The sequence below is a fragment of the Stenotrophomonas sp. SMYL11 genome, from assembly GCF_036320005.1.
Lineage (GTDB): Bacteria > Pseudomonadota > Gammaproteobacteria > Xanthomonadales > Xanthomonadaceae > Stenotrophomonas > Stenotrophomonas maltophilia_A.
Map to the genome: position 1 here is coordinate 293,612 of NZ_JAWIRS010000002.1, position 21,138 is coordinate 314,749.

At 67.0% G+C, this 21,138-nt stretch carries 23 protein-coding genes; 20 read left to right on the plus strand and 3 right to left on the minus strand.

Translation table 11 applies throughout. The features are described 5' to 3' along the window. Positions 1-94: 94 nt before the first annotated feature. A complete protein-coding gene (locus V3B46_RS05260) occupies positions 95-1,312 on the minus strand; it encodes an MFS transporter (RefSeq protein WP_329891298.1) in 1,218 nt (405 codons plus the stop codon). Positions 1,313-1,389: 77 nt separating this feature from the next. Between V3B46_RS05260 and V3B46_RS05265 the strand changes: the two genes are divergently transcribed. From V3B46_RS05265 to map, 19 genes are all read left to right on the plus strand, one after another. Beyond that, positions 1,390-1,818, plus strand: a complete 429-nt coding sequence (locus tag V3B46_RS05265) for a winged helix-turn-helix transcriptional regulator (RefSeq protein ID WP_329891299.1) — start codon at positions 1,390-1,392, stop codon at positions 1,816-1,818. A 92-nt stretch (positions 1,819-1,910) separates the two neighbouring features. Further along, positions 1,911-2,246 carry a DUF3649 domain-containing protein gene (locus V3B46_RS05270; RefSeq protein ID WP_229655284.1) on the plus strand — a complete coding sequence of 112 codons (336 nt, stop codon included), beginning with the start codon at positions 1,911-1,913 and terminating at the stop codon, positions 2,244-2,246. Next, positions 2,243-3,832 carry a PepSY-associated TM helix domain-containing protein gene (locus tag V3B46_RS05275; protein ID WP_329891300.1) on the plus strand — a complete coding sequence of 530 codons (1,590 nt, stop codon included), beginning with the start codon at positions 2,243-2,245 and terminating at the stop codon, positions 3,830-3,832. The genes V3B46_RS05270 and V3B46_RS05275 overlap by 4 nt, the downstream gene beginning before the upstream one ends. Further along, entirely contained in the window at positions 3,829-4,128 is a 300-nt protein-coding gene (locus V3B46_RS05280) for a DUF3325 domain-containing protein (protein ID WP_154262835.1), read from the plus strand. The genes V3B46_RS05275 and V3B46_RS05280 overlap by 4 nt, the downstream gene beginning before the upstream one ends. Before the next feature lie 21 nt (positions 4,129-4,149). After that, positions 4,150-6,357, plus strand: a complete 2,208-nt coding sequence (locus V3B46_RS05285) for a TonB-dependent siderophore receptor (RefSeq protein WP_329891301.1) — start codon at positions 4,150-4,152, stop codon at positions 6,355-6,357. A gap of 116 nt (positions 6,358-6,473) precedes the next feature. Beyond that, positions 6,474-7,604: a metallophosphoesterase gene (locus tag V3B46_RS05290; RefSeq protein WP_329891302.1), complete on the plus strand. Its 1,131-nt coding sequence runs from the start codon at positions 6,474-6,476 to the stop codon at positions 7,602-7,604. 134 nt (positions 7,605-7,738) lie between these two features. Next, a complete protein-coding gene (locus tag V3B46_RS05295) occupies positions 7,739-8,422 on the plus strand; it encodes a response regulator (protein ID WP_329891303.1) in 684 nt (227 codons plus the stop codon). Further along, a complete protein-coding gene (locus V3B46_RS05300; protein WP_329891304.1) occupies positions 8,419-9,798 on the plus strand; it encodes a sensor histidine kinase in 1,380 nt (459 codons plus the stop codon). The genes V3B46_RS05295 and V3B46_RS05300 overlap by 4 nt, the downstream gene beginning before the upstream one ends. Positions 9,799-9,877: 79 nt before the next feature. Next, positions 9,878-10,714 carry an alpha/beta hydrolase gene (locus V3B46_RS05305; RefSeq protein ID WP_329891305.1) on the plus strand — a complete coding sequence of 279 codons (837 nt, stop codon included), beginning with the start codon at positions 9,878-9,880 and terminating at the stop codon, positions 10,712-10,714. Between the two features lies 1 nt (position 10,715). After that, positions 10,716-11,075, plus strand: coding sequence for an EamA family transporter (locus V3B46_RS05310; RefSeq protein WP_329891306.1), 360 nt, complete (start codon positions 10,716-10,718; stop codon positions 11,073-11,075). Continuing rightward, complete coding sequence (locus V3B46_RS05315) at positions 11,072-11,470, plus strand: DMT family transporter (protein ID WP_329891307.1); 399 nt, start codon at positions 11,072-11,074, stop codon at positions 11,468-11,470. The genes V3B46_RS05310 and V3B46_RS05315 overlap by 4 nt, the downstream gene beginning before the upstream one ends. Before the next feature lie 10 nt (positions 11,471-11,480). Next, on the plus strand, positions 11,481-12,683 hold the full coding sequence (locus V3B46_RS05320; RefSeq protein WP_329891308.1) for a DegT/DnrJ/EryC1/StrS family aminotransferase: 1,203 nt from the start codon (positions 11,481-11,483) through the stop codon (positions 12,681-12,683). 174 nt (positions 12,684-12,857) lie between these two features. Continuing rightward, a complete protein-coding gene (locus tag V3B46_RS05325; RefSeq protein WP_329891309.1) occupies positions 12,858-13,574 on the plus strand; it encodes an MtnX-like HAD-IB family phosphatase in 717 nt (238 codons plus the stop codon). Positions 13,575-13,636: 62 nt separating this feature from the next. After that, on the plus strand, positions 13,637-15,037 hold the full coding sequence (locus tag V3B46_RS05330) for an aspartate aminotransferase family protein (protein WP_329891310.1): 1,401 nt from the start codon (positions 13,637-13,639) through the stop codon (positions 15,035-15,037). Between the two features lie 29 nt (positions 15,038-15,066). Continuing rightward, positions 15,067-16,131, plus strand: a complete 1,065-nt coding sequence (locus V3B46_RS05335) for a GNAT family N-acetyltransferase (protein WP_329891311.1) — start codon at positions 15,067-15,069, stop codon at positions 16,129-16,131. Positions 16,132-16,134: 3 nt separating this feature from the next. Continuing rightward, positions 16,135-17,019 (plus strand): arginase family protein, encoded by an 885-nt coding sequence (locus V3B46_RS05340; protein ID WP_329891312.1) that lies wholly within the window; start codon positions 16,135-16,137, stop codon positions 17,017-17,019. A gap of 206 nt (positions 17,020-17,225) precedes the next feature. Next, on the plus strand, positions 17,226-17,585 hold the full coding sequence (locus tag V3B46_RS05345; protein WP_154262822.1) for a bleomycin resistance protein: 360 nt from the start codon (positions 17,226-17,228) through the stop codon (positions 17,583-17,585). A 68-nt stretch (positions 17,586-17,653) separates the two neighbouring features. Next, positions 17,654-17,866, plus strand: coding sequence for a ParD-like family protein (locus V3B46_RS05350; protein ID WP_106467454.1), 213 nt, complete (start codon positions 17,654-17,656; stop codon positions 17,864-17,866). 10 nt (positions 17,867-17,876) lie between these two features. Further along, positions 17,877-18,659, plus strand: a complete 783-nt coding sequence (gene map / locus V3B46_RS05355; RefSeq protein ID WP_329891482.1) for a type I methionyl aminopeptidase — start codon at positions 17,877-17,879, stop codon at positions 18,657-18,659. Here map and V3B46_RS05360 read toward each other — a convergent pair. Next, complete coding sequence (locus V3B46_RS05360; RefSeq protein WP_329891313.1) at positions 18,656-19,324, minus strand: hypothetical protein; 669 nt, start codon at positions 19,322-19,324, stop codon at positions 18,656-18,658. The two genes, map and V3B46_RS05360, sit on opposite strands and share 4 nt — an antisense overlap. Positions 19,325-19,499: 175 nt before the next feature. After that, positions 19,500-20,120 carry a LysE/ArgO family amino acid transporter gene (locus V3B46_RS05365; RefSeq protein ID WP_329891314.1) on the minus strand — a complete coding sequence of 207 codons (621 nt, stop codon included), beginning with the start codon at positions 20,118-20,120 and terminating at the stop codon, positions 19,500-19,502. Positions 20,121-20,226: 106 nt separating this feature from the next. Between V3B46_RS05365 and V3B46_RS05370 the strand changes: the two genes are divergently transcribed. After that, a complete protein-coding gene (locus V3B46_RS05370; RefSeq protein ID WP_046983255.1) occupies positions 20,227-21,120 on the plus strand; it encodes a LysR family transcriptional regulator ArgP in 894 nt (297 codons plus the stop codon). The last annotated feature ends 18 nt before the right edge of the window (positions 21,121-21,138 follow it).

The window sequence follows — 21,138 nt, forward strand, 5'->3', positions numbered from 1 at the left end:
GGCAGGACAGGCAGAGTCGACCGCGGGTCGACCATCGCGCGCAGCGCGGGATTTTGCGCACGCTGGGCAAAGAGCAGTCGACTGACAGTCGACTCTACTGACAGCCGGCACTACCGATACGGCCGCCGGCCGCTGCTTTCACCGCCACCACCCGCCACGCTGCCCACCAGAGTAGCGCCAGCAATGCGATGCCGGCGCCCAGCAGGCACACGGCGGGCCAACCATGCCGTGCCTGCATCCAGGGCCCGGCAGCCGCACCTGCACCACTGCCCACTGCATAGAACAGCATGTACAAAGCCACCAGGCGCCCATGCTGTTCTGCCGGCGCGCGCAGCAGCAATGCCTGGTTCGAGACATGTAGTGCCTGCCCGCCGAGGTCGAGCACGACCACACCCAGCAGCAGCAAGGACAGCGACTGCGGCAGGGCCAGCAGCGGCCACCACGCGGCCAGCATCAGCAGCAGCGCGCCGACGCTGACCGGATGCGCGAAACCACGGTCCATCCAGTGCCCGACCCGCGCCGCCAGCAGCGCACCGATCACCCCGGCCAGGCCCAGTGCACCGATGGCGGCGGTCGACCAATGCAGCGGCGGTGCCGACAGCGGCAGGGGTGCCGCCGCCCAGAACACATTGAGGCCGGCAAACAGCAGCAATGCCAGCGGCCCGCGCTCGCGCAGCGTTCGATCGCGGCGCAGCATGCCCAGCATCGAGCCCAGCAGCTCGCGCCAGCGTGGGGGAACCGACGGCACCGGTACTGCGGGCAGGCGCCGCCACAGCAGCGCCGTCAACGCCGCCATCACCACCGCTGACGACAGGTAGACCATCTGCCAGCCAAAGGCCGCCGCCACCGTACCGGACACCACGCGCGCCAGCAGCAGGCCGATGAACACGCCGCCCTGCACCACACCGACCACGCGACCGCGCTGCTCGGGCGGCGCCAGCATGGCGGTATAGGCGATCAGGCCCTGGGTCAGCGCCGTGCCCAGCAAGCCGGCCAGCAGCATGCCCGACAACAGCCAGCCCGCCGTGCGTGACGCTGCAAGCCACAGCAGGGCCAGCACCAGTGCGATCAACTGCAGCCGCAGCAGGCGTCGCCGGTCGCCGCGATCCGCCAGCGGCATCAGGCCAAGCAACGCCAGCACGCTACCGGCCTGGGTGGCAGCCAGCACCGCGCCGGCCACGCCCCGGTCCAGCGCAAAGGCCTGTGCCAGGCGTTCCAGCAATGGCTGTGCGTAGTAGACGTTGGCAACGCTGGCGCCGGCGGCAACCGCAAGCAGGACCAGCAGCGGGCGGGGAAGCGATGTGGCACTCATGATGTAGTTGCAATTTGAAACTTGATGCAGGCTAATGCCATTGGTTTTAAACTGCAACCACATTAGAGAGGTCCACCATGCTCGCCGACAGCCCCTGCCCCGTCGCCCGCAGCGCCGATCTGCTCGGTGACCGTTGGGCACTGCTGGTCATCCGTGATGCCTTCGATGGCGTCACCCGTTTCGGTGATTTCCAGCGCAGCCTCGGCGCGGCGCGCAACATCCTCAGCGACCGCCTGCGCCGGCTGGTCGAGGCCGGCATCCTGCAGCTGCAGCCGGCCTCCGATGGATCGGCCTACCAGGAGTACGTGCTCACCGCCGCTGGCCAGGAACTGTTCCCGCTGCTGGTCGCACTGCGCCAGTGGGGAGAGCGCCATCGCTTCGGTGAAGGCGAAGCCCACTCTTCCCTGATCCAGCGTGGCAACGGCTCAACCGTGCCCTACATGCAACCGCTGGATCAGACTGGCCAGCCACTGCCCGCGCACGCCACCGTGGTACGCAAGGTGTAAGCGGCGGCATCCCCCGAATGGGGGACTCGACAGGGGTACCGGTGTCAAATAGCATTCAATCGCAACTGCACACAGTTCTCATTGACCCGGCGATGGCCGCACCTACCTCTCCTTCTGCTGCCGGCGCTGCGCCGGCCAAGCGCGTGGCGCGCGGTAACGGTCATGGCCTGCTCTGGGCCCGCGGACTGATGGCGCTGCTGGGCGGTTACGCCGTGGCGGCCTGCTGGGCTGCTGCGCTGGCGCGCCTGCTGCCCGGCGCCAAGGCCGACGCCACCCTGATGGCCACCATGGCCGCCTTCGTGGTCTACGCCCTGGCCGCAATCTGGGCCTATGCCGCGCGTAGCACCCTGCGCGCCGCACTGGGTCTGCTGGCCGCGGGCGCACTCGCTGCGCTTATCGCGTTGCTGCTGCGCGGGAACATCGCATGAGCAACGCTGACAACCTGGGCGGCATCCGCCAATCACAATCGGTGCTGCACACCTGGTCGGGCCTGGTGGTCGGCTGGGTGCTGTTCCTGATCTTCATTGCCGGTACCGCGTCGTACTGGAAGGAAGAACTGACCCGCTGGATGCAGCCGGAAATCGGCCTGCCCGCCGATGCCGCCACCGCAGTGGAGCAGGCCCAGCAGTTCCTGGCGCGCACCGCACCGGACGCGCAGCGTTGGGGTATCGAACTGCCCGATTCACGCAGCAGCGCCACCACCGTCAGTTGGCAGCCGCAGGGCGAAAAGGAACGCCGGCGCGGCCAGCGCAATCCCAATCAGGCCACCCTGGATACCGACGGTGCGCCGGTGCAGGTACGCGAAACACGCGGCGGCAACTTCTTCTACCGCCTGCATTTCGATCTGCATTATGTGCCGGTGCTGTGGGCGCGCTGGTTCATCAGTGCCTGTTCCATGCTGATGCTGGTGGCGATCATCAGCGGTGTCATCACCCACAAGAAGATCTTCACCGACTTCTTCACCTTCCGCCGTGGCAAGGGCCAACGCACCTGGCTGGACGGTCACAACGCGCTGGCGGTGCTGTCCCTGCCGTTCCACCTGATGATCACCTACACCGGCCTGATCACGCTGATGACGCTGTACATGCCGTGGGCCGTGGACGCGAACTACCCCGGTGGCCGCGATGCGTTCTTCGCCGAACTGTTCCCGCGCGCGGAAAGGGTCGAGCCCAGTGGCGTGGCCGCTGTGCCGCCAGCGCTGGCGCAGGTCCTGCGCCGCGCGGAACTGCAGTGGGGCGGTGGCCATGCCGCGTCGCTGCAGATCGACCAGCCGGGTGACGCCTCGATGCGCATTGCCGTGCGGCGCCAGCAGGCCGATCAGATTGCCGGGGCCAACGATACGCTTACCTTCGACGCACGCGGCGAACTGCTGGATGCCACCCCGCCGCGCTCGGCCGCCGTGGTCACCCGCGACGGCATGATCGGGCTGCACGCCGCACGCTTCGCGCCCACTACCCTGCGCTGGCTGTTCTTCCTGTCCGGCGTGGCCGGCACGCTGATGGTCGCTACCGGGCTGGTGCTGTGGACCGTGAAGCGGCGCACCCAGTTGCCCGATCCTGCGCGTCCGCACCTGGGTTTCCGCATTGTTGAACGCCTGAACATCGGCTTCGTCAGTGGCCTGCCGGTGGCCATGCTGGCCTTCCTATGGGGCAACCGCCTGCTGCCGGTGGAACTGGCCAGCCGCAGCGATGCCGAAGTGAAAGTGTTCTTCTACGCGTGGGCGGCCTGCCTGCTGCACGCGCTGCTGCGCCCGGCCCGCCGTGGCTGGGTGGAACAACTGGCATTGGCCGGCGTGTTGGCGCTGGGCCTGCCGCTTTACAACCTGGTGGTATGGCAGGGGGGCGCGGTCAGTGCGCTGGCCAGCGGTGATGGCGCCAAGGCCGGCATCGATATCGGCCTGCTGCTGATCGGCGCGAGCCTGCTGTGGACCGCGCGCAAGGTGCATCGTTTCGTGCCGGCGCAACGCAAGCCCCGTGCAGCACGCGCTGCCCCGGCAGCCGGGGCCAGCGCATGAGCGCGCTCGCCCTGCTGCTGGCTGCCTTCGGCTTCGTCTGCCTGGCGCTGGCGATGGAACGCCACCATCGCGACGTCACAGGCCAGGCTCCTGCTGCGCCGCGCCGCCGCATGCTGCGCCTGCTGGGCGCGGCCGCGCTGGCGGCCAGCCTGGCCGCCAGCATCGCGGCCTGGGGCGTTGCCCAAGGGTTCTTGGGCTGGTGTGGCGTGCTCGCCGCAGGCGCCGGGGCCATGGTGCTCTGGCTCAGTTTCCGCAGCCCGGCCAAGCCGGCGCCACGCCCTTCTTCCCGTTCCTGACCTGGAAACAGAGGTTCCATCATGTACCAGCTTTCCTCTGGCGCCCTGCGCCGGAACGCCCTCGCCTTGTCGCTCGCCTGCGCCGCCGCACCAGTGTTCGCCCAGGACACTGCGCCGACCACCACCGAACTGGACCGGGTGATGGTGACCCAGCGCACCGAGGGCTACCAGGTCTATGGCACCAACACCGCCACCAAGCTGCCGCTGACCCTGCGCGAAACGCCGCAGTCGCTGACCGTGTTCACCCGCCAGCGCATCGAGGATTTCAACCTCATCACGATTTCCGAAGTGCTGCAGCAGACGCCGGGCGTGACCATCCAGTCGTATGACAGCAACCGCACGCTGTTCAACGCGCGTGGCTTTGCCATCAACAACTTCATGTTCGATGGCATTCCCACCAACTACACCACCGGCGCCGGCGGCAACTCGATCCTCAGCGACACCTCCATCTACGAGCGCATTGAAGTGGTGCGCGGCGCCAGCGGCCTGGTGACCGGTTCGGGCAACCCGTCGGCCACGGTGAACATGGTGCGCAAGCGCCCGACCGAGACGTTCCAGGCGAGCACCAGCCTCAGCGCCGGTTCGTGGAAATACAAACGCGCCGAAGTAGATGTGTCCGGCCCGCTCAGCAAGAGTGGCCGCGTGCGCGGACGCTTCGTCGGCGCCTACACCGACAAGGAAAGCTGGGTACGCTTCCAGCATGACAAATCGCCCAGCCTGTACGGGGTGATCGAAGCCGACCTGACCGACAGCACCCGCCTGCGTGCGGGCATCGACTACCTGAAGACCGGTTCCGATGGCGGCGCCTGGAGCGCCTCGCCGCTGTACTTCAGCGATGGCAGCCGCGCGCACATGCCGCGTTCCTACAGCGCCGCTGCACGCTGGAACGAATGGAACCGTGAAAGCACCAACTACTTCGCCACCCTGGAGCAGCAGTTCGGCGCCGGCTGGAGTGGCCGCCTGGCCTACAACCACCGCGCCACCGACACCGATTCGCTGCTGCTGGCCGGCTCCAACACCGGCAACTGGGCCGACCCGGTCACCGGCCTGGGCCTGCGCATTGCCGATACGTATTCGGTCTCGGAAACCCGCGAGGATGCCTTCGACCTGTACGCGTCCGGTCCGTTCCAGCTGTTCGGCCGTTCGCACGAACTGGTGGTGGGCATCAATCACTATGACCGCGATCTGGATACCATCCGCGCCGGCATCACCTCGCGCCCGTACAACGTGGCGGCGTTCCCCAGCATTTTCAGCTGGGATGGCAACATCGGCAGGCCGACCACGTATAACTACGGCATTCCGTCCAGCACGGTGAACACCACCGAGACCGGCTACTACGCCGCCGTGCGCCTGAATCCGATCGACCCGCTGAAGATCATCGCCGGCGCGCGTTATTCCGATTACCGCACCACCACCGACAACTACAACACCGACGGCGTGTTCACCAGCCGCAGCGCACGCACGACTGCACATGAGCTGACCCCGTACGTGGGCGTGTTGTACGACCTGAGCAGCAGCATCACCGCCTTTGCCAGCTATTCGGATGTGTTCCAGGCCACCGCCCGACGCGACATCAACAACCAGCTGCTGGCCCCCACCACCGGTGGCAACTACGAGTACGGCCTGAAGGCTGACTTCTTCGGCGGCCGCCTGTACGCCGCGCTGAACGGCTTCTACATGAAGCAGGACAACGTGGCCGAACTGGACCCGAACGGTGGCGAGATCAAGCTGCCCGATGGCAGTTCGCCGTACATCGCCAGTCGCGGCATCACCACCCAGGGCGGTGAGTTCGAGGTCTCCGGTTCGATCAACGACCACTGGAGCATGACCGGCGGCTACACCTACAGCTACAGCAGCAACCCCGATGGCAGCCGCTTCGCCAGCACCAGCCCGATGCACCTGGCCCGCTTCAACACCACCTGGACCCATGGCCGGTGGACGCTGGGCGGGGGTGTCAGCGTGCAGAGCGAGATCTACCAGATGCAGCCGATTCCCACCGGCCGCTTCAATGCCAACGGCACCCCGGTTACCGCCAGCGGCAAGATGAGCCAGGGCGGCTACGTGCTGTTCGACCTGATGGGCCGCTACCGCATCAACGACAACCTGAGCGTGGGCGTGACGGTCACCAACCTGTTCGACAAGGTCTACTACCGCAACGTCGGCTTCTTCAACGCCGGCTATTGGGGTGAACCGCGCCGCGTGCTGTTCAACCTGCGCGCGAAGTTCTGAGACGAAGGCCACATACCGGACTGACTGCAACGGCGATGCGGCCGGCCCAGCGACGGCGTAGCATCAGGGGCGGGCCTTCGGGCCCGCCTTTTCATTGCCCGCCAAGGAAACACCCCATGCTGCATCGTGCCCTGTTCCCCCCTGCCCGCCTGCTGCTGCCGCTGGCCCTGCTGCTGGGCACGCCCCTGTTGCAGGCACGCGAGGTGGCGGCACCGGCCGAGCACGTGGACGCCGATGGTCCCTACGTGTTCCGCGTGGGCGACCAGCTGCGCGCGAAATGGATCTGTGGCGATCAGGTACACACGCGCATCCTGCCTGCGGCTGCCAGCGGCACGGATTTCAGCCCACAGTGCGGCTACGCCCACAGCGTGCACGTGGCGCCGCCGGCGGCAGCGTCGGTCTCCGTGCTGCCGGCCACGCCGCGCATCGTCGCCCTGTCCGACATCCATGGCCAGTACGGGCTGCTGGTGCGCCTGCTGCGCGCCCACCAGGTCATCGACGCACAGGACCGCTGGGCGCTGGGCAAGGACACGCTGGTCATCGCCGGCGATGTGTTCGACCGCGGCCCGCAGGTGACCGAGGCCTTCTGGCTGCTGTATGGCCTGCAGCAGCAGGCGGCCGCCGCCGGCGGCGCGGTGCACTTCGTGCTCGGCAACCACGAAACCATGGTGCTGTATGACGACCTGCGCTACGTCAACCCGAAGTACCTGCGCAGCGCCCAGCTGCTCGGCCGCAGCTACCCGCAGCTGTACGGTGCCGATTCGGTGATCGGGCAGTGGCTGCGCACCCGCCCGGTGCTGCTGAAGATCGGCGACACCCTGTTCCTGCACGGCGGCATCTCGCCCGAGGCAGTGCAGCTGGCGCTGGACCCGGCGCGCACCAATGCGGCCTACCAGGCGTCACTGGGCCTGCCAAAGTCCGAAGTAAAGGCCGACCCGGCCACCGCACCGCTGTATGAGGGCAAGACCAGCCCGATCTGGTACCGCGGCTACTTCGATGGCCGCCTCGACACCGCGGGTGTGCAGACCGTACTCGACCGCCTGCAGCTCAAACGCATCGTGGTCGGCCATACCTCGATGCCACACGTCAGCAGCTTCCATGGCGACCGCGTGATCGCCATCGACAGCAGCATCAAGAACGGCGAGAACGGCGAACTGCTGTTCATCGAGAATGGCAGGCTCAGCCGTGGCCTGCTGGACGGCTCACGGGTGCCATTGGCGCCGGGTGAGCCGGGCCTGCAGGACTGAATGAAGGGACAGCGCGACGGCACCGGGCGGCGGCGGCGCGCTCCACCTTCGCCCGGTTTGCGGCTACCCTCGGCAGCCGAGAGAGGCCCACCCCGTCCATCCGGTGGGCCTGACCGTAACAGGAGCCCCCGCGCATGCGCGTTCTGATTGCTGAAGACGACCCGGACATCGCCTCCGGCCTGTGCGCCTCGCTGCGCCGGCAGGGGCACGTGGTTGACCACGTCGACAACGGCGCGCACGCCGACGCGGCACTGGGCTCGACCCAGTACGCATTGCTGGTGCTGGACCTGGGGCTGCCGCAACTGGATGGCCGCGACGTGCTGCAACGCCTGCGCCAGCGCGGCGATGGCCTGGCGGTGCTGGTGGTGACCGCCCGTGATGGCCTGGCCGAACGCGTGCGCGTGCTCGACCTTGGCGCCGACGACTACCTGGTCAAGCCGTTCGCACTGGACGAATTCGAAGCACGCGTGCGTGCGCAGCTGCGGCGGGTCACCAGCAATGGCAACCCGGACCTGCGCATCGGCCGCCTGCGTATCGATCTGGCCGGGCACCGGGTGTGGATCGACGACCAGCCGCTGGAACTGACCGCACGCGAGTTCGGGCTGCTGTCGGCGCTGGCGGTACGCGCCGAGCGCATCGTGTCGCGCGCGCAACTGGTGGAAGCACTGTGCGACTGGGGCCAGGACCTCACCGACAACGGCCTGGACATCGCCCTGCACCGCCTGCGCCGCAAGCTGCAACCCGGCGGCATGGGCATCCGCACCGTGCGCGGGCTGGGCTACATGCTGGAAGACGCGCAGGACGAAAGCGCCTCGTGATCAGTGGCCCGCCCAGCCTGCGTCGGCGCCTGCTCGCCTTTCTGGCGCTGCCGATGCTGGGCCTGCTCACCTTCAACACGATCCTGGCCTATTACGTTGCGCTGGACTATTCCAACCGCATCCACGACCGCAACCTGATCGACGACACGCACTCGTTCGCGCAGATGCTGAGCGCCATGCCGGTGACCAGCGACCTGTCTCCGCAGGCGCGCTTCCTGATCGAGTACGACCCCGACGGCCATCGCTACTTCAATGTCGACAGCAGCCGCATGGGTACGCTCAGCGGCAATGCAGACTTCAGCCCGTACGCCCCTTCGCAGGACTGCACCGGTGTGCATCCGGCGCTGTACGACGGCAACCTCAATGGCCAGCAGGTGCGCATGGCCACCGTCTGCACGCAGGCGATGAACGATCCGCAGGACCAGCTGGCGGTGACCGTGGCCGAGAGCATGGCCGACCGCCGGCAGCGTGCGCGCGAGATTCTGATGATCATCATCCCGCTGATGACCATGCTGGCGCTGGGTACCGCAGCGCTGGTCTGGTTCGGCGTGACCTATGGCCTGCGTATCCTGACCCCCCTGAGGACCCGCCTGGCGCAGCGCCGCGGCGAACTGGCGCCGATCTCCGATGCCGACGTGCCAGAGGAGATCCAGCCCCTGATCAGCACCATCGATGATCTGTTTGCCCGCCAAGCGGAAATGATCACCCTGCAGAACCGTTTCATCGCCGATGCCGCGCACCAGCTGCGTTCGCCGCTGGCCGGCATGGCCCTGCACGTGGACCAGGCGCTGGCACATGGCGACCCCGATACAGTGCGCGAGGCGCTGCAGCACATCCGCCGGCTCAACCAGCGCACCGCCCGGGTCAGCACCCAGCTGCTGGCACTGAGCCGGGCGCAGACCGTGCCCGATACCGTGGAGGCACTGGACCTGTGCGAGCTGGTGCCGCGGTGGGTCGGCATGCGCGTAGCCGAGGCGATCCGCGATGGCATCGATCTGGGCTACCGCGGCAGCCCCCATCCGCTGCGTGTACTCGGCAACGGCGCCATGCTGCAGGAAGCGCTGGACAACCTGATCGACAACGCCCTGCGTTATGCCGGCCGCAATGCAACCGTCACGGTGGGCGTGCACGCGCTGGACGACAACGATGTCGAACTGTATGTGGAAGACAACGGCCCTGGCGTGCCCGACGACGTGATGCCACGGCTGGGCGAGCGCTTCTTCCGGGCGCCAGGCACCGCTGCCAGCGGCACCGGCCTCGGCCTGGCCATCGCGCACGAGACGGTGGAGCACTTCGGCGGCCGCCTGAGCTTCCTCAACCGCCCCGGTGGCGGACTGAAGGTCGCCATCACGCTGCCGCTGCTGAAGGCGCCCTGACCCGACCCGGGGCGTTGAAAGGCTGGCGAAAATCGCGCTTGCGATCCTGCCATCCCCACTGCCGTCCCGGAGCCGCCAGGTGACCGAATCGCACGACTTCTTCCTCCCCGGTGGCCCACAGGGCGTGCTGCTGGTCCATGGCCTGACCGGCACCCCGGCGGAAATGCGCATGCTGGGCAAAGGGCTGAACAACGCCAGTTTCACCGTGCACGGCGTGCAGCTGCCCGGCCATTGCGGCAGCGTGGATGACCTGCTGGCGACCACTTGGGAACAGTGGTACCAGGGCGTGGAAGATGCGGCGGCAACCCTGCGCGGCAAGGTCGACCAGCTGTTCGTCGGCGGCCTGTCGATGGGCGCGGTGCTGTCGCTGGCACTGGCTGCACGTCGCCCGGAGTGGGTGTCCGGGGTCGGCGTATACGGCGCCACCTTCCGCTATGACGGCTGGAACATCCCCGCCGTGGCCCGCTTCTCGTTCCTGCTGCCGTGGTTCAAGCGCTTCAACATCGGCCGCGACCGCATGTTCATGGAAGAACCACCGTACGGCCTGCGTGACGAGCGCCTGCGCGCGCAGGTCAGCGCCGCCATGCTGTCCGGCGACAGCGCCGCCGCCGGCCTGCCTGGCAACCCCTGGCATGCGCTGGCCGAGATGCGTGCGCTGAGCAACTGGACCCGCCGCCATCTGCACCAGGTCACCGCGCCGTGCCTGGTGATGCACGCCCGCGAGGACGACGTGGCCAGCATGGGCAACGCCGAGCTGGTGATGTCGCGGGTCAGCGGCCCGAAGGAACTGGTGGTGCTGGAAGACAGTTACCACATGATCACCATCGACCGCGAACGCCGCGATGTGATCCGCCGCAGCGCGCGCTTCTTCACCGAAATTGGTGAACGCACTGGCGCGCTCAAGGCGGTGGCCTGAGATGGGGGCACTTGCCACGCTGCTGTGGCTGGCCAATGTGGTACTCGATACTGGTGGCCAGCTCGCCTTCAAGGCCGCCGCCAGCGATCCGCAGGAGGGCGAAGGACTGCAGCGCTGGAAACACATGCTCAGCCGCCCCTGGCTGTGGGTCGGCATCGCCTGCTACGTGCTTGAGTTCGTCGCCTGGATCGCGTTCCTGTCGCTGGTTCCGCTGTCCAAGGGCGTGCTGCTGGGCTCGATCAACATCGTCGCACTGATGATCGCCGGCCGTTTCCTGTTCCGCGAGAAACTCACGCCGCTGCGGGTGACCGGCATGCTGCTGGTCACCGCCGGCGTGGCGGTGGTGGGGGCCGGCTCATGAGGCGCCTGTATGTGATCGGCTTCCCGCTGCTGATGGCCTTCGACACGCTGGCCCAGCTGTGCTTCAAGTACGCCGGTGACGCCGCGTTGCCGGTCGAGGCCAACACCGCGTGGCTGCTGCGCGTGCTGTCGCAGCCGTGGGTGTACGGCGCGATCCTCGGCTACGTGGGCGCGTTCTTCACCTGGATGAGCCTGCTGCGCCACGCGCCGATCGGCCCTGCCTTCGCTGCGTCGCACCTGGAGGTGATCAGCGTGCTGCTGCTGTCGGCGTGGCTGTTGAACGAGCCGCTGACGCTGCACCATCTGCTCGGTGCGGTACTGATCGTGGCCGGCATCGTCTGCCTCGGCCGCGCGGAGGCCGACGACCCGCACAGCCCTGCCGAAGCCATGGCGTGAGCACGTTGCGATGAGCCTGTTCGCGCGCGAACTGCCACCAACCGCCGGCCTGCCGATGCAGGCCAGCGATTTCCTTCCCGGTGGTGGCGACCTGCGCGATATCCTGGCCAGCCAGCTCGGCACACCGCCGCTGCAGCTGACCTGTTCCGGTACGCACGCGCTGCTGATCGCGCTGCGTACGCTGCGCAAGCGTGCGCCAAAGCGCGACACCGTGATCCTGCCGGCCTATACCTGCCCGCTGGTGCCGATCGCGGTGCACAGCCTCGGCCTGCGCGTGCAGTTGTGCGACACCCGGCGCGGTCATTTCGACTTCGACCCCGGCCAACTCAAGCAGCTGGCCGATGCACGCACGCTGGCGATCCTGCCCACCCACCTGGGCGGGCGCATCGCCGATGTCGAACTGGCCAATGACATCGCACGTGGCGCGGGTGCCTGGGTGATCGAAGATGCCGCGCAGGCGCTGGGCGCCCGGGTTGGCAACAGCAGTGTCGGCCTGCGCGGCGATATCGGCTTCTTCAGCCTGGCCGCCGGCAAGGGCCTGAGCCTGCATGAAGGCGGCCTGCTGGTCAGCCGCGATGACGAACTGCGTGCTGCGCTGGCCGAACATGCCATCCAGCACGTTCGCTCCAGCCTGCGCTGGGAGCTGCTGCGCAGCGTGCAGTTGATGGGCCTTGCTGCCTGCTATCGCCCTTCGCTGCTGTCACTGGTGTATGGCAATCCACTGCGCAATGCGCTTCAGCGTGGCGATCTGGAAGAAGCGGTCGGTGACATTTTCCCGCTGGACATCCCGCAGCACCGGGTCAGCCAGTGGCGGCAGAACATCGGTGCGCATGCCGCGCGGCGCTTGCCGGCATTCCTTCAGGCCGGTCGGCTGCGTGCGTTGCAGCTGCGCGTGCAGCTGGCACAGCTGCCCGCCGTTGAGGTGGTCGATGGCCTCGCCGGTAGCGGTGGCACCTGGCCACTGCTGATGCTGCTGCTGCCCAGCCAACGCGCCCGCGACGCGGTGCTGAAAGACCTGTGGCCACGCGGTCTCGGCGCCAGCCGCATGTTCATCCATGCCCTGCCCGGCTATGCCTACCTGCGCGGCATCGTGCCGCAGGACGACATGCCCAACGCACGCGACTTCGCCGCACGCATGCTGACCCTCGGCAACAGCGCCTGGCAAACCCGTGAAGAGACCGCCGAAATACTGCGGGCACTGGCCCGCGCGTGACCCCAGGACGCACGGATGGGGTGCGCATCACGCATTCATCCATGCAACTTGCTGAACGCTTTCCGCGCCCTGCAATGCAGGCTTTCAACAGGAAAGGAACGAGAAAGGCTGCCTGCCTACATTGAGCCTGCCCCGGCATCGCGCCGGACGTTCCTTTCATCGACGGACCTGCCCATGCACTGGAGCATCCTGTGTGACTTCGACGGCACCATCAGCCTCGAAGATGTCATCGACTCGCTGCTGGAGAAATACGGCCAGCCGGGCTGGCAGGAACTGGAAGACCAGTGGAAAGCGGGAAAGATCGGCTCGCGCGAATGCATGCAGGGCCAGGTCAGGCTGCTGAAGCTGGACCCGGCCACGCTCGACGCCCAGCTGGACCAGGTGCAGATCGATCCGGGCTTCGCCGCCTTCGTCAGCCGTGCCGAACAGCTGGGCGTGCCGCTGCGCATCGTCAGTGACGGCCTGGACTATGCGATCCACCGCATCCTCGCCAACCACGGCCTGTCGCGACTGCCGGTGGTGGCCAACCACCTGCGCTGGTGCGATGACCACTGGGAACTGGAATCGCCTTACCAGGCCGAAGGTTGCCGCAGCGGTACCTGCAAGTGCACCTGCGCTGCGCAGGCGCGCGCCAACGAAGCACCTCGTGTGCTGATGATCGGCGATGGCAGTTCGGATTTCTGCGTCTCCGAAGATGCCGACTTCGTGTTCGCCAAGCGCCGCCTGATCACCCATTGCACGAAGGCCGGCATCGAACACGCCGCCATCGACACCTTCCACGATGCAGTCGCGCTGCTGCCGCGCCTGCTCGATGGCAGCCTGCTGCAGCCACGTCGTATCGACGCCAGCCCGCAGCCCGCCGTACTGCCGCTCCTGCTGGCCACCACCTGAGCACTCCCTTCCAAGCACGCCCCCGCTACCTCTTTCGAACGTCCTTCACGGAACCGAACTGCATGAACATTTTTGACAAGAACGCCGACGCCGCTGCCTCCGACGCGCAGCTGCTGGCCGAGGAAGCCCGCTACAGCTCCTTCGGCGATACCGTCCACTACGTCGACCCACCGAAGATCTTCCAGCGCGGCGAAGGCAGCTACATGTTCGACGGTGCGGGCGTGCCCTACCTCGACCTGCAGATGTGGTACTCGGCCTGCAACTTCGGCTACAGCAACAAGCGTCTGAACGATGCGCTGAAGGACCAGATCGACACCCTGCCGCAGGTCGCCAGCCAGTACCTGCACCCGACCCGCGTGCAGCTGGCCAAGACCATTGCCGTGGACATGCACGAGAAGTTCGGCCTCGACGGCCGCGTGCACTTCAACGTCGGCGGCGCGCAGGCCATCGAAGACTCGCTGAAGATCGTGCGCAACGCGCGTGGCGGCAAGAGCCTGATGTTCGCCTTCGAGGGTGGTTACCACGGCCGTACCCTGGGCGCGTCGTCGATCACCTCCAGCTACCGCTACCGCCGCCGCTACGGCCACTTCGGCGAGCGCGCGATGTTCATTCCGTTCCCGTACCCCTTCCGTCGCCCGAAGGGCATGACCCCGGACGAGTACTCCGACCACTGCGTGTGGCAGTTCGAGCGCCTGTTCGAAAGCGAATACAACGGTGTGTGGGATCCCAAGGTCGGCCAGGCCGAGTACGCCGCGTTCTATGTCGAGCCGATCCAGGGCACCGGCGGCTACGTCATCCCGCCGCGCAACTTCTTCACCGGCCTCAAGCGCGTGCTGGACAAGTACGGCATCCTGATGGTGGTCGATGAAATCCAGATGGGCTTCTGGCGCACCGGCAAGCTGTGGTCGATCGAGCACTTCGGCGTGTCCCCGGACGTGCTGGTGTTCGGCAAGGCGCTGACCAACGGCCTGAACCCGCTGTCGGGCCTGTGGGCGCGCGAAGAGCTGATCAACCCGACCGTGTTCCCGCCGGGCTCCACCCACTCCACCTTCAACTCCAACCCGCTGGGCACCCGCCTGGGCCTGGAAGTGCTGAAGCTGGGCAAGGAAATGGATTACGAGCGCACCGTGCCGGAAAAGGGCGCGTACTTCCTCGATGGCCTGCGTGGCCTGCAGAAGCGCCACCCGGAAATCGGCGACGTCGACGGCCTGGGCCTGGCCCTGCGTGCGGAAATCTGCCAGACCGACGGCTACACCCCAAACAAGGAACTGCTGGACCGCATGGTCGACATCGGCCTGGCCGGTGACCTGCTGCACGACGGCAAGCGCATGGGCCTCGTGCTCGACGTGGGTGGCTGGTACAAGAACGTGATCACCTTCGCGCCGTCGTTGGACATCAGCTACGAAGAGATCGACCTGGCGATCACCCTGCTTGACCAGGCGCTGACCAGGGCCAAGGGCTGAGGTCCGATGCGCTGCCGGTTCCCGTGCCGATGGAAATGACGTCACGCGCATCCAGCACCGCGCTGGAACCGGCCGCGCTGCTGGAGGGCTTCCTGGCCCACCCGCCGCTCGGGTTCGAGGCAGGCCGCCTTCCGAGCGGTCTGCCGACCTTCCGTGCGCCGCTGGACCTGACCACCACCATGGACGACGACCTGCGCGGCAAGCTGCGTGGCCTGCCGCTGTCGCGCCTGTGGCGGCCGTGGATCACCTGGCAGACCCGCTTCATCGGTGCCACCAGCACCGAGTACACCCCGCTGCCCGCGCACGTCGCACCAGGAGCATTGGCCGAGGACGTGACGCGTCACGCGATCGGCGATACCCGCCTGCTGGTGGTCAAGGACCTGGCCATCGATTCACCGCTGCTGGATGATGCCGCCAACGCACATAGCGGCGCCTTCCTGCAGGCATTGCTGGCACGCGGCTTCGTCGAACTGGAAGGCCTGCCGCTGGCCTGGGTGGCGATCGATTTCGATTCGCTCGATGGCTATCTCGGACGCCTGTCGTCCTCGCGCCGCAAGAACATCCGGCGCAAGCTCCGTTCGCGTGATGACCTGCAGATCGACTGCATCGCCACCGGCGATCCGGCCCTGGCCGACCCGCAGCTGCAGGCCGAACTGTATGCGCTGTACCTGTGCGTGTACGCGCAGAGTGCAGTGCATTTCGACCAGCTCGACCTGCCCTATTTCCAATACCTGCTGGCCGACAGCCAAGGCCAGGGACGGATGTTCCTGTACCGCCACCAGGGCCAGCTGATCGGCTGGAACCTGTGTTACGTGCATGCGGGCAAGCTGGTGGACAAGTACATCGGCCTGGCCTATCCGCAATCGCGCGAGCAAAACCTGTACGCGGTGAGCTGGATGCACAACCTCGAGTACGCGCTGCAGCACGGCCTGAGCCACTATGTGGCCGGCTGGACCGATTCGCGGATCAAGGCCGAACTGGGTGCCAGCTTCACCTCCACCCGGCATGCGATCCACGCCCGTTCCCCGCTGCTGCGTGCAGCCCTGCGCAGGCTGGCCCCGTACCTGCAGGGCGAACCGGACGGAGGTGGCTGAGCGATGCCGTTGCGTTCCCCGCTGATCCTGGACCTGGACGGTGGCGTGCTGCCGCTGCCAGAGGCGCAGACCCTGGCCCTGCCGCAATGGCACGATCCACTGCGCTTCGCCTGCAGCAATGCCACCCTGCATCGTTTTTCCGCTGAGGTGCTGGCACCGCTGCCCGCGCAGCTCGGCACGGTGATGCTCGGCAGTGGCGACTTCCACCACCTCAGCCTGCCGCTGCTGCAGCGCATGCGTACGCAGGCGCCGTTCCAGCTGGTGGTGCTGGACAACCATCCGGACAACATGCGTTTCCCGTTCGGCATGCACTGCGGGTCGTGGGTGAACGCCGCCAGCAAGCTGCCGCAGATCTCGCACATCCATGTGCTGGGCATCACCTCCAGCGACATCGGCCTCGGCCATGCCTGGGAGAACCACTGGCGCCCGCTGATCGGCGGTCGCCTGACCTACTGGTGCATGGATGTGGACGTGGGCTGGGGGCATCGTCTCGGCATGGGCCACGCCTTCCGCCGTTTCGAGCATCCCGAAGCGCTGGTGGCCGCGTTCGCCGCCGAGCAGGCCACGTCACCGCAGCCAACCTACCTGTCGATCGACAAGGATGTGTTTGCCGAGGACGTCGCCCGCAGCAACTGGGACCAGGGCCGCTTCCAGCTGGAACACGCGCTGGTAGTGATCGAAGCGCTGCGTGCCGGCGGCCTGGTCGGCAGTGACATCACCGGTGAGGTGTCGCTGGCCAACTACCAGAGCCGCTTCAAGCGATGGCTGTCGTCGCTGGATGGCCAGCCTGACGTCAGCGCCGAGGATCTACCGGTGTGGCAGGCGCGGCACCAGCAGGTGAACCGCGAACTGCTGGCGGCGATGGCCGCCGTGCCGACCGCCTGCTGACCGCATCGGTCATGCCGGCCGTTGGCCGGCGTGGCTTCGGTAGTGCCGGCCGCTGGCCGGCAATGCCAACCAAGGTTGGCAACTACCAGACCCAGGCAGAGTCGGTAGTGCCTGCCGCTGGCCGGCAACCTCATTGTTCCCGGGCTCAGGGGGATGCCGGCCAGCGGCCGGCACTACACTGGACGCCTGCCCCAGGAGCCTTCGCCATGCCCCAGACCGTCATCCCGCAACTGCGCATGCGCCACGCCGACACCACCCTGCCGTTCTACGTGCAGGGGCTGGGCTTCGTGGTTGACTGGGAACACCGCTTCGAACCCGGCTTCCCGCTGTTCGCCCAGCTCACCCGCGATGGCCAGACGATCTTCCTCACCGAACACAGCGGCGACTGCGAGGTCGGCGGCGCGGTGTACTTCATCGTCGAGGACGTAGACGCACTGCACCGCGCCTTCAGCGCCGCCAACGTGCCGATCGAGCAGCCGCCGCATGACACCGAATGGGGCAGCCGCGAGATGCTGCTGCGTGACCCCGACGGCAATCGCCTCCGCTTCGCCACCGATGCCAGTTGAACCGGACGGCCTTGAGCTGGATATACGAAACATATACGCTTCGTATATCCACTCTTCCAGGACCGCCCATGGGCATCGTCAACATCGATGACACCCTGCACGACCAGCTGCGCCGTGCCTGTACCGTCTCCAGCCGCTCGATCAACGCCCAGGCCAACTTCTGGATCCGGGTCGGCATGCTCTGCGAGCTGAACCCGACGCTGAGCTTCCAGGACATCGTCGCCAGCGAACTGCGGGCGGCCGGCGTGCAGCCGCCGCTACTGGCACCAGGACAGGTCTGAGCCGATGGCGATCATCAAGCGCCCCGACGAGATCGCGCTGATGGCCGAATCGGGCCGCCTGCTGGCGCAGGTGTTCGCCGCACTCGACCAGCTGCCGCTGCAGGGCCGCAGCACCATGGAGATCAACGATTTCGTCGAACGCATGATCGTCGATGAACTGCAGGCGAGGCCGGCCAGCAAGGGGCAGTACGGCTTCCCCTACGTGCTCAATACCTCGATCGACAACGTGATCTGCCACGGCGTACCCAGCACCACCGACGTGCTGCGCAACGGCCAGATCGTCAACCTCGACATCACCCTGGAGAAGAACGGCTACATCGCCGACTCCAGCACCACCTACCTGGTCGGTGAGGTCGACTACGCCGCGCGCAGGCTGGTGCAGACCGCCTACCAGGCGATGTGGAAAGGCATTGCCGCCGTGCGTCCTGGTGCGCGGCTGGGCGACATCGGCCACGCCATCGCCCGCCACGCGCGCAGCCACGGCTACAGCGTGGTGAAGGAATACTGCGGCCACGGCATCGGCCAGGAGATGCACGAGGAACCGCAGATCCTGCACTACGGCCATTCCAACACCGGCATGGTGCTGGAAGAAGGCATGGTGTTCACCATCGAGCCGATGCTCAACCAGGGCAAGCCAGCCATCCGCCAGCAGCCGGACGACTGGCCGGTCTACACCCGCGACGGCAAGCTGTCGGCGCAGTTCGAGCACACCGTGGCGGTTACCCGCACTGGCGTGCGCGTACTGACCCTGCGCCCCGGCGAGACGCCGTTGTGCGCGGTGGATGGCACCTAGAGTGGCCGTTGCTGCATCCCGGTACCCTCGTGCAGGGCGCGCTTCCGCGCCGTCAGCGGTTCACGTACCCGCTGTGCCACATAGCCGACGCTGGCTGCGAGAATGAAGGTGTAACCAAGGAGTTCGGTGGTCTCCTCGATGGTGTTCTTGAACACGCGGATGTACTGGTCACCCAGCAGTCCGGTCCACAACGACGTCATGCCGATCAGACGCGAATAGAACAGCAGCAGAACCAGGCCGATCGTCATCACGGTACCCGGCCGGGATACGAGAAAACGCACCAGCGCCTGCATGGCCCGGCGCCAGTCGCGGCTGGCCCAGGCCAGTGAGCCGATGATCAGCATGGCCACCGGGTACTTCCAGAAGCCGTGTGCGATCAGGTCCAGCGCCTCATCCATTTCCCGCAGGAGCATGCAGGCGAACAGCGCGGCCGCCAGAACGGCAAAGGCCCGGTCATCGGCACGCCGCAATGCAAGCCGGACGAAGGCAGCCACGCTGGCGACCAGGAAGCCTTCCTGGGTCAGTTCGACCAGCGACCACTCGCCGACTGCATTGCCCAGCCAATGGATGTCGAGCCAGGCCAACGCAGGCGGAAGCGCCATCATCAGGCCGAACAGGAAGGTGCGCCCCAGGTGAGACAGGAGCAGCCGTAGATTGTCTTTCATGCAACACCGATGCCGCGCCGTGGCGGTCGTACAACGAGAACACAGGCGACCGGGGGGCTGCCGAACGACGGTATGCGCGGCGGGGTCGCGACCAGGCGCGCATTATCCGCGCTGTATCCGGCCACGTGAACCGTACCGGTGGAACACATACGCAACACCGGCGTACGTCACGCACTCATGGCGATAAAGGACGCAGCAGCAACAACATCGCAAGGCAGAACATGAAGATCGCCACGCCTGCATCCAGCACCCGCCAGGCGCCCGGCCTGCGGAACACCGGCTGCAACAGGCGCGCGCCATAGCCCAACGTGCAGAACCAGGCCACGCTGGCCGCGCACGCACCGGCGGCGAAGGCCCAGCGCAGATCGCGGGGGTAACGCGTGGACAGGCTGCCCAGCAGCACGACAGTATCCAGATAGACGTGCGGGTTGAGCAGGGTGAAGGCCAGGCAGGTCATCAGTACCTGCCGTCCACTGCCGCCCTGCGCTTCGGCGGCGGCCAGCGCACTGCCACCGCGCCATGCGCGCAGCCCCGCCTGCAGGCCATACCAGAGCAGGAACGCCGCACCACCGAAGCGCAGCACCTGCAGCAGCAGCGGCCACTGCAGCACCAGCGCGCCCATCCCGCCGACGCCGGCCAGGATCAGCACGATGTCCGCGCCGGCACAGGCCAGCACCACCCTGCCCACATGGCGCTGCTGCAGGCCCTGACGCAGCACGAAAGCGTTCTGCGCACCGATGGCGATGATCAGGCCGGCGCCTGCGAACAGGCCGGCGGCGGTAGCGGCGATCCACATCAGGACAGGCCAGGCAGCGAGGGGACGCGCAGGGTGCGGTCGCCGACCCGGTTTAGACAATCTGATTTTTCTTTATCCTGTGCAGGAAAACTGAAGAGGCACTGGCATGGATCTGGTACATCCGCAACTGGCCGCGTTTGCTGCGGTGCTGGAAGAAGGCAGCTTCGAGGCCGCGGCACGCCGCCTGTCGATCAGCCCGTCGGCACTTTCGCAGCGGATCAAGGCACTGGAGGATCGGCTCGGCCAGGTACTGGTGGTACGTCAGGCACCGTGCCGGCCCACCGCCGCAGGCGAAGCGCTGCTGCGCCGGGTCAGGCCGATGCAGGCACTGGAAGCCGAGGCATTGGCCGAACTGCTGCCCGAACGCGGCAGCGATGCCGCGCGCACGCCGATCCCCTTGGCGGTCAACGACGACTCGCTTGATACCTGGTTCGTGCCGGCCATCGCCGAACTGCACCAGCGCCATGGCTACCTGTTCGACCTGCGCATGGACGACCAGGATCACACTCTGCAGCTGCTGCGCGATGGCAGCGTGCTCGGCGCGGTCACCGCCGAAAGCCAGCCGGTGAAAGGCTGCAACGTGCACCCGCTCGGCGCGATGCGCTACCACGCTGTCGCCTCGCCCGGCTTCGCCCGCCAGTACTTCAGCGACGGCATGCAGGCTGCGGCACTGGCGCGCGCACCGATGCTGGTGTTCAACCGCAAGGATGAACTGCAGTGGCGCTTCGTGCGGCGGCTGACCCGCGCGCGACTGCAACCGCCGCTACACTACCTGCCCTCCTCCACCGGTTTCGTCGAAGCCGCCGCGTGCGGACTCGGCTGGGGCATGGCCCCGGAAACCCTGGTCGCGCCCGCCGTGCGCGCCGGCCGCGTGGTGGTACTGGAACCCCGCCGCTGGCTCGATGTGCCGCTGTACTGGCAGCATGCCGCCGTGCGTTCAAGCACGCTGCAGCACATCACCCAGGCGCTGCGCACTGCAGCCAGCGGCACCCTTCGTTGAGGACAATCCAATGACCGC

Excerpts from the sequence above, each read along its gene's own strand:
- V3B46_RS05260 (WP_329891298.1), bottom strand. The coding sequence starts at position 1,312 with ATGAGTGCCACATCGCTTCCCCGCCCGCTGCTGGTCCTGCTTGCGGTT.
- V3B46_RS05265 (WP_329891299.1), top strand. The coding sequence starts at position 1,390 with ATGCTCGCCGACAGCCCCTGCCCCGTCGCCCGCAGCGCCGATCTGCTC.
- V3B46_RS05270 (WP_229655284.1), top strand. The coding sequence starts at position 1,911 with ATGGCCGCACCTACCTCTCCTTCTGCTGCCGGCGCTGCGCCGGCCAAG.
- V3B46_RS05275 (WP_329891300.1), top strand. The coding sequence starts at position 2,243 with ATGAGCAACGCTGACAACCTGGGCGGCATCCGCCAATCACAATCGGTG.
- V3B46_RS05280 (WP_154262835.1), top strand. The coding sequence starts at position 3,829 with ATGAGCGCGCTCGCCCTGCTGCTGGCTGCCTTCGGCTTCGTCTGCCTG.
- V3B46_RS05285 (WP_329891301.1), top strand. The coding sequence starts at position 4,150 with ATGTACCAGCTTTCCTCTGGCGCCCTGCGCCGGAACGCCCTCGCCTTG.
- V3B46_RS05290 (WP_329891302.1), top strand. The coding sequence starts at position 6,474 with ATGCTGCATCGTGCCCTGTTCCCCCCTGCCCGCCTGCTGCTGCCGCTG.
- V3B46_RS05295 (WP_329891303.1), top strand. The coding sequence starts at position 7,739 with ATGCGCGTTCTGATTGCTGAAGACGACCCGGACATCGCCTCCGGCCTG.
- V3B46_RS05310 (WP_329891306.1), top strand. The coding sequence starts at position 10,716 with ATGGGGGCACTTGCCACGCTGCTGTGGCTGGCCAATGTGGTACTCGAT.
- V3B46_RS05315 (WP_329891307.1), top strand. The coding sequence starts at position 11,072 with ATGAGGCGCCTGTATGTGATCGGCTTCCCGCTGCTGATGGCCTTCGAC.
- V3B46_RS05320 (WP_329891308.1), top strand. The coding sequence starts at position 11,481 with ATGAGCCTGTTCGCGCGCGAACTGCCACCAACCGCCGGCCTGCCGATG.
- V3B46_RS05325 (WP_329891309.1), top strand. The coding sequence starts at position 12,858 with ATGCACTGGAGCATCCTGTGTGACTTCGACGGCACCATCAGCCTCGAA.
- V3B46_RS05330 (WP_329891310.1), top strand. The coding sequence starts at position 13,637 with ATGAACATTTTTGACAAGAACGCCGACGCCGCTGCCTCCGACGCGCAG.
- V3B46_RS05335 (WP_329891311.1), top strand. The coding sequence starts at position 15,067 with ATGGAAATGACGTCACGCGCATCCAGCACCGCGCTGGAACCGGCCGCG.
- V3B46_RS05340 (WP_329891312.1), top strand. The coding sequence starts at position 16,135 with ATGCCGTTGCGTTCCCCGCTGATCCTGGACCTGGACGGTGGCGTGCTG.
- V3B46_RS05345 (WP_154262822.1), top strand. The coding sequence starts at position 17,226 with ATGCCCCAGACCGTCATCCCGCAACTGCGCATGCGCCACGCCGACACC.
- V3B46_RS05350 (WP_106467454.1), top strand. The coding sequence starts at position 17,654 with ATGGGCATCGTCAACATCGATGACACCCTGCACGACCAGCTGCGCCGT.
- V3B46_RS05360 (WP_329891313.1), bottom strand. The coding sequence starts at position 19,324 with ATGAAAGACAATCTACGGCTGCTCCTGTCTCACCTGGGGCGCACCTTC.
- V3B46_RS05365 (WP_329891314.1), bottom strand. The coding sequence starts at position 20,120 with ATGTGGATCGCCGCTACCGCCGCCGGCCTGTTCGCAGGCGCCGGCCTG.
- V3B46_RS05370 (WP_046983255.1), top strand. The coding sequence starts at position 20,227 with ATGGATCTGGTACATCCGCAACTGGCCGCGTTTGCTGCGGTGCTGGAA.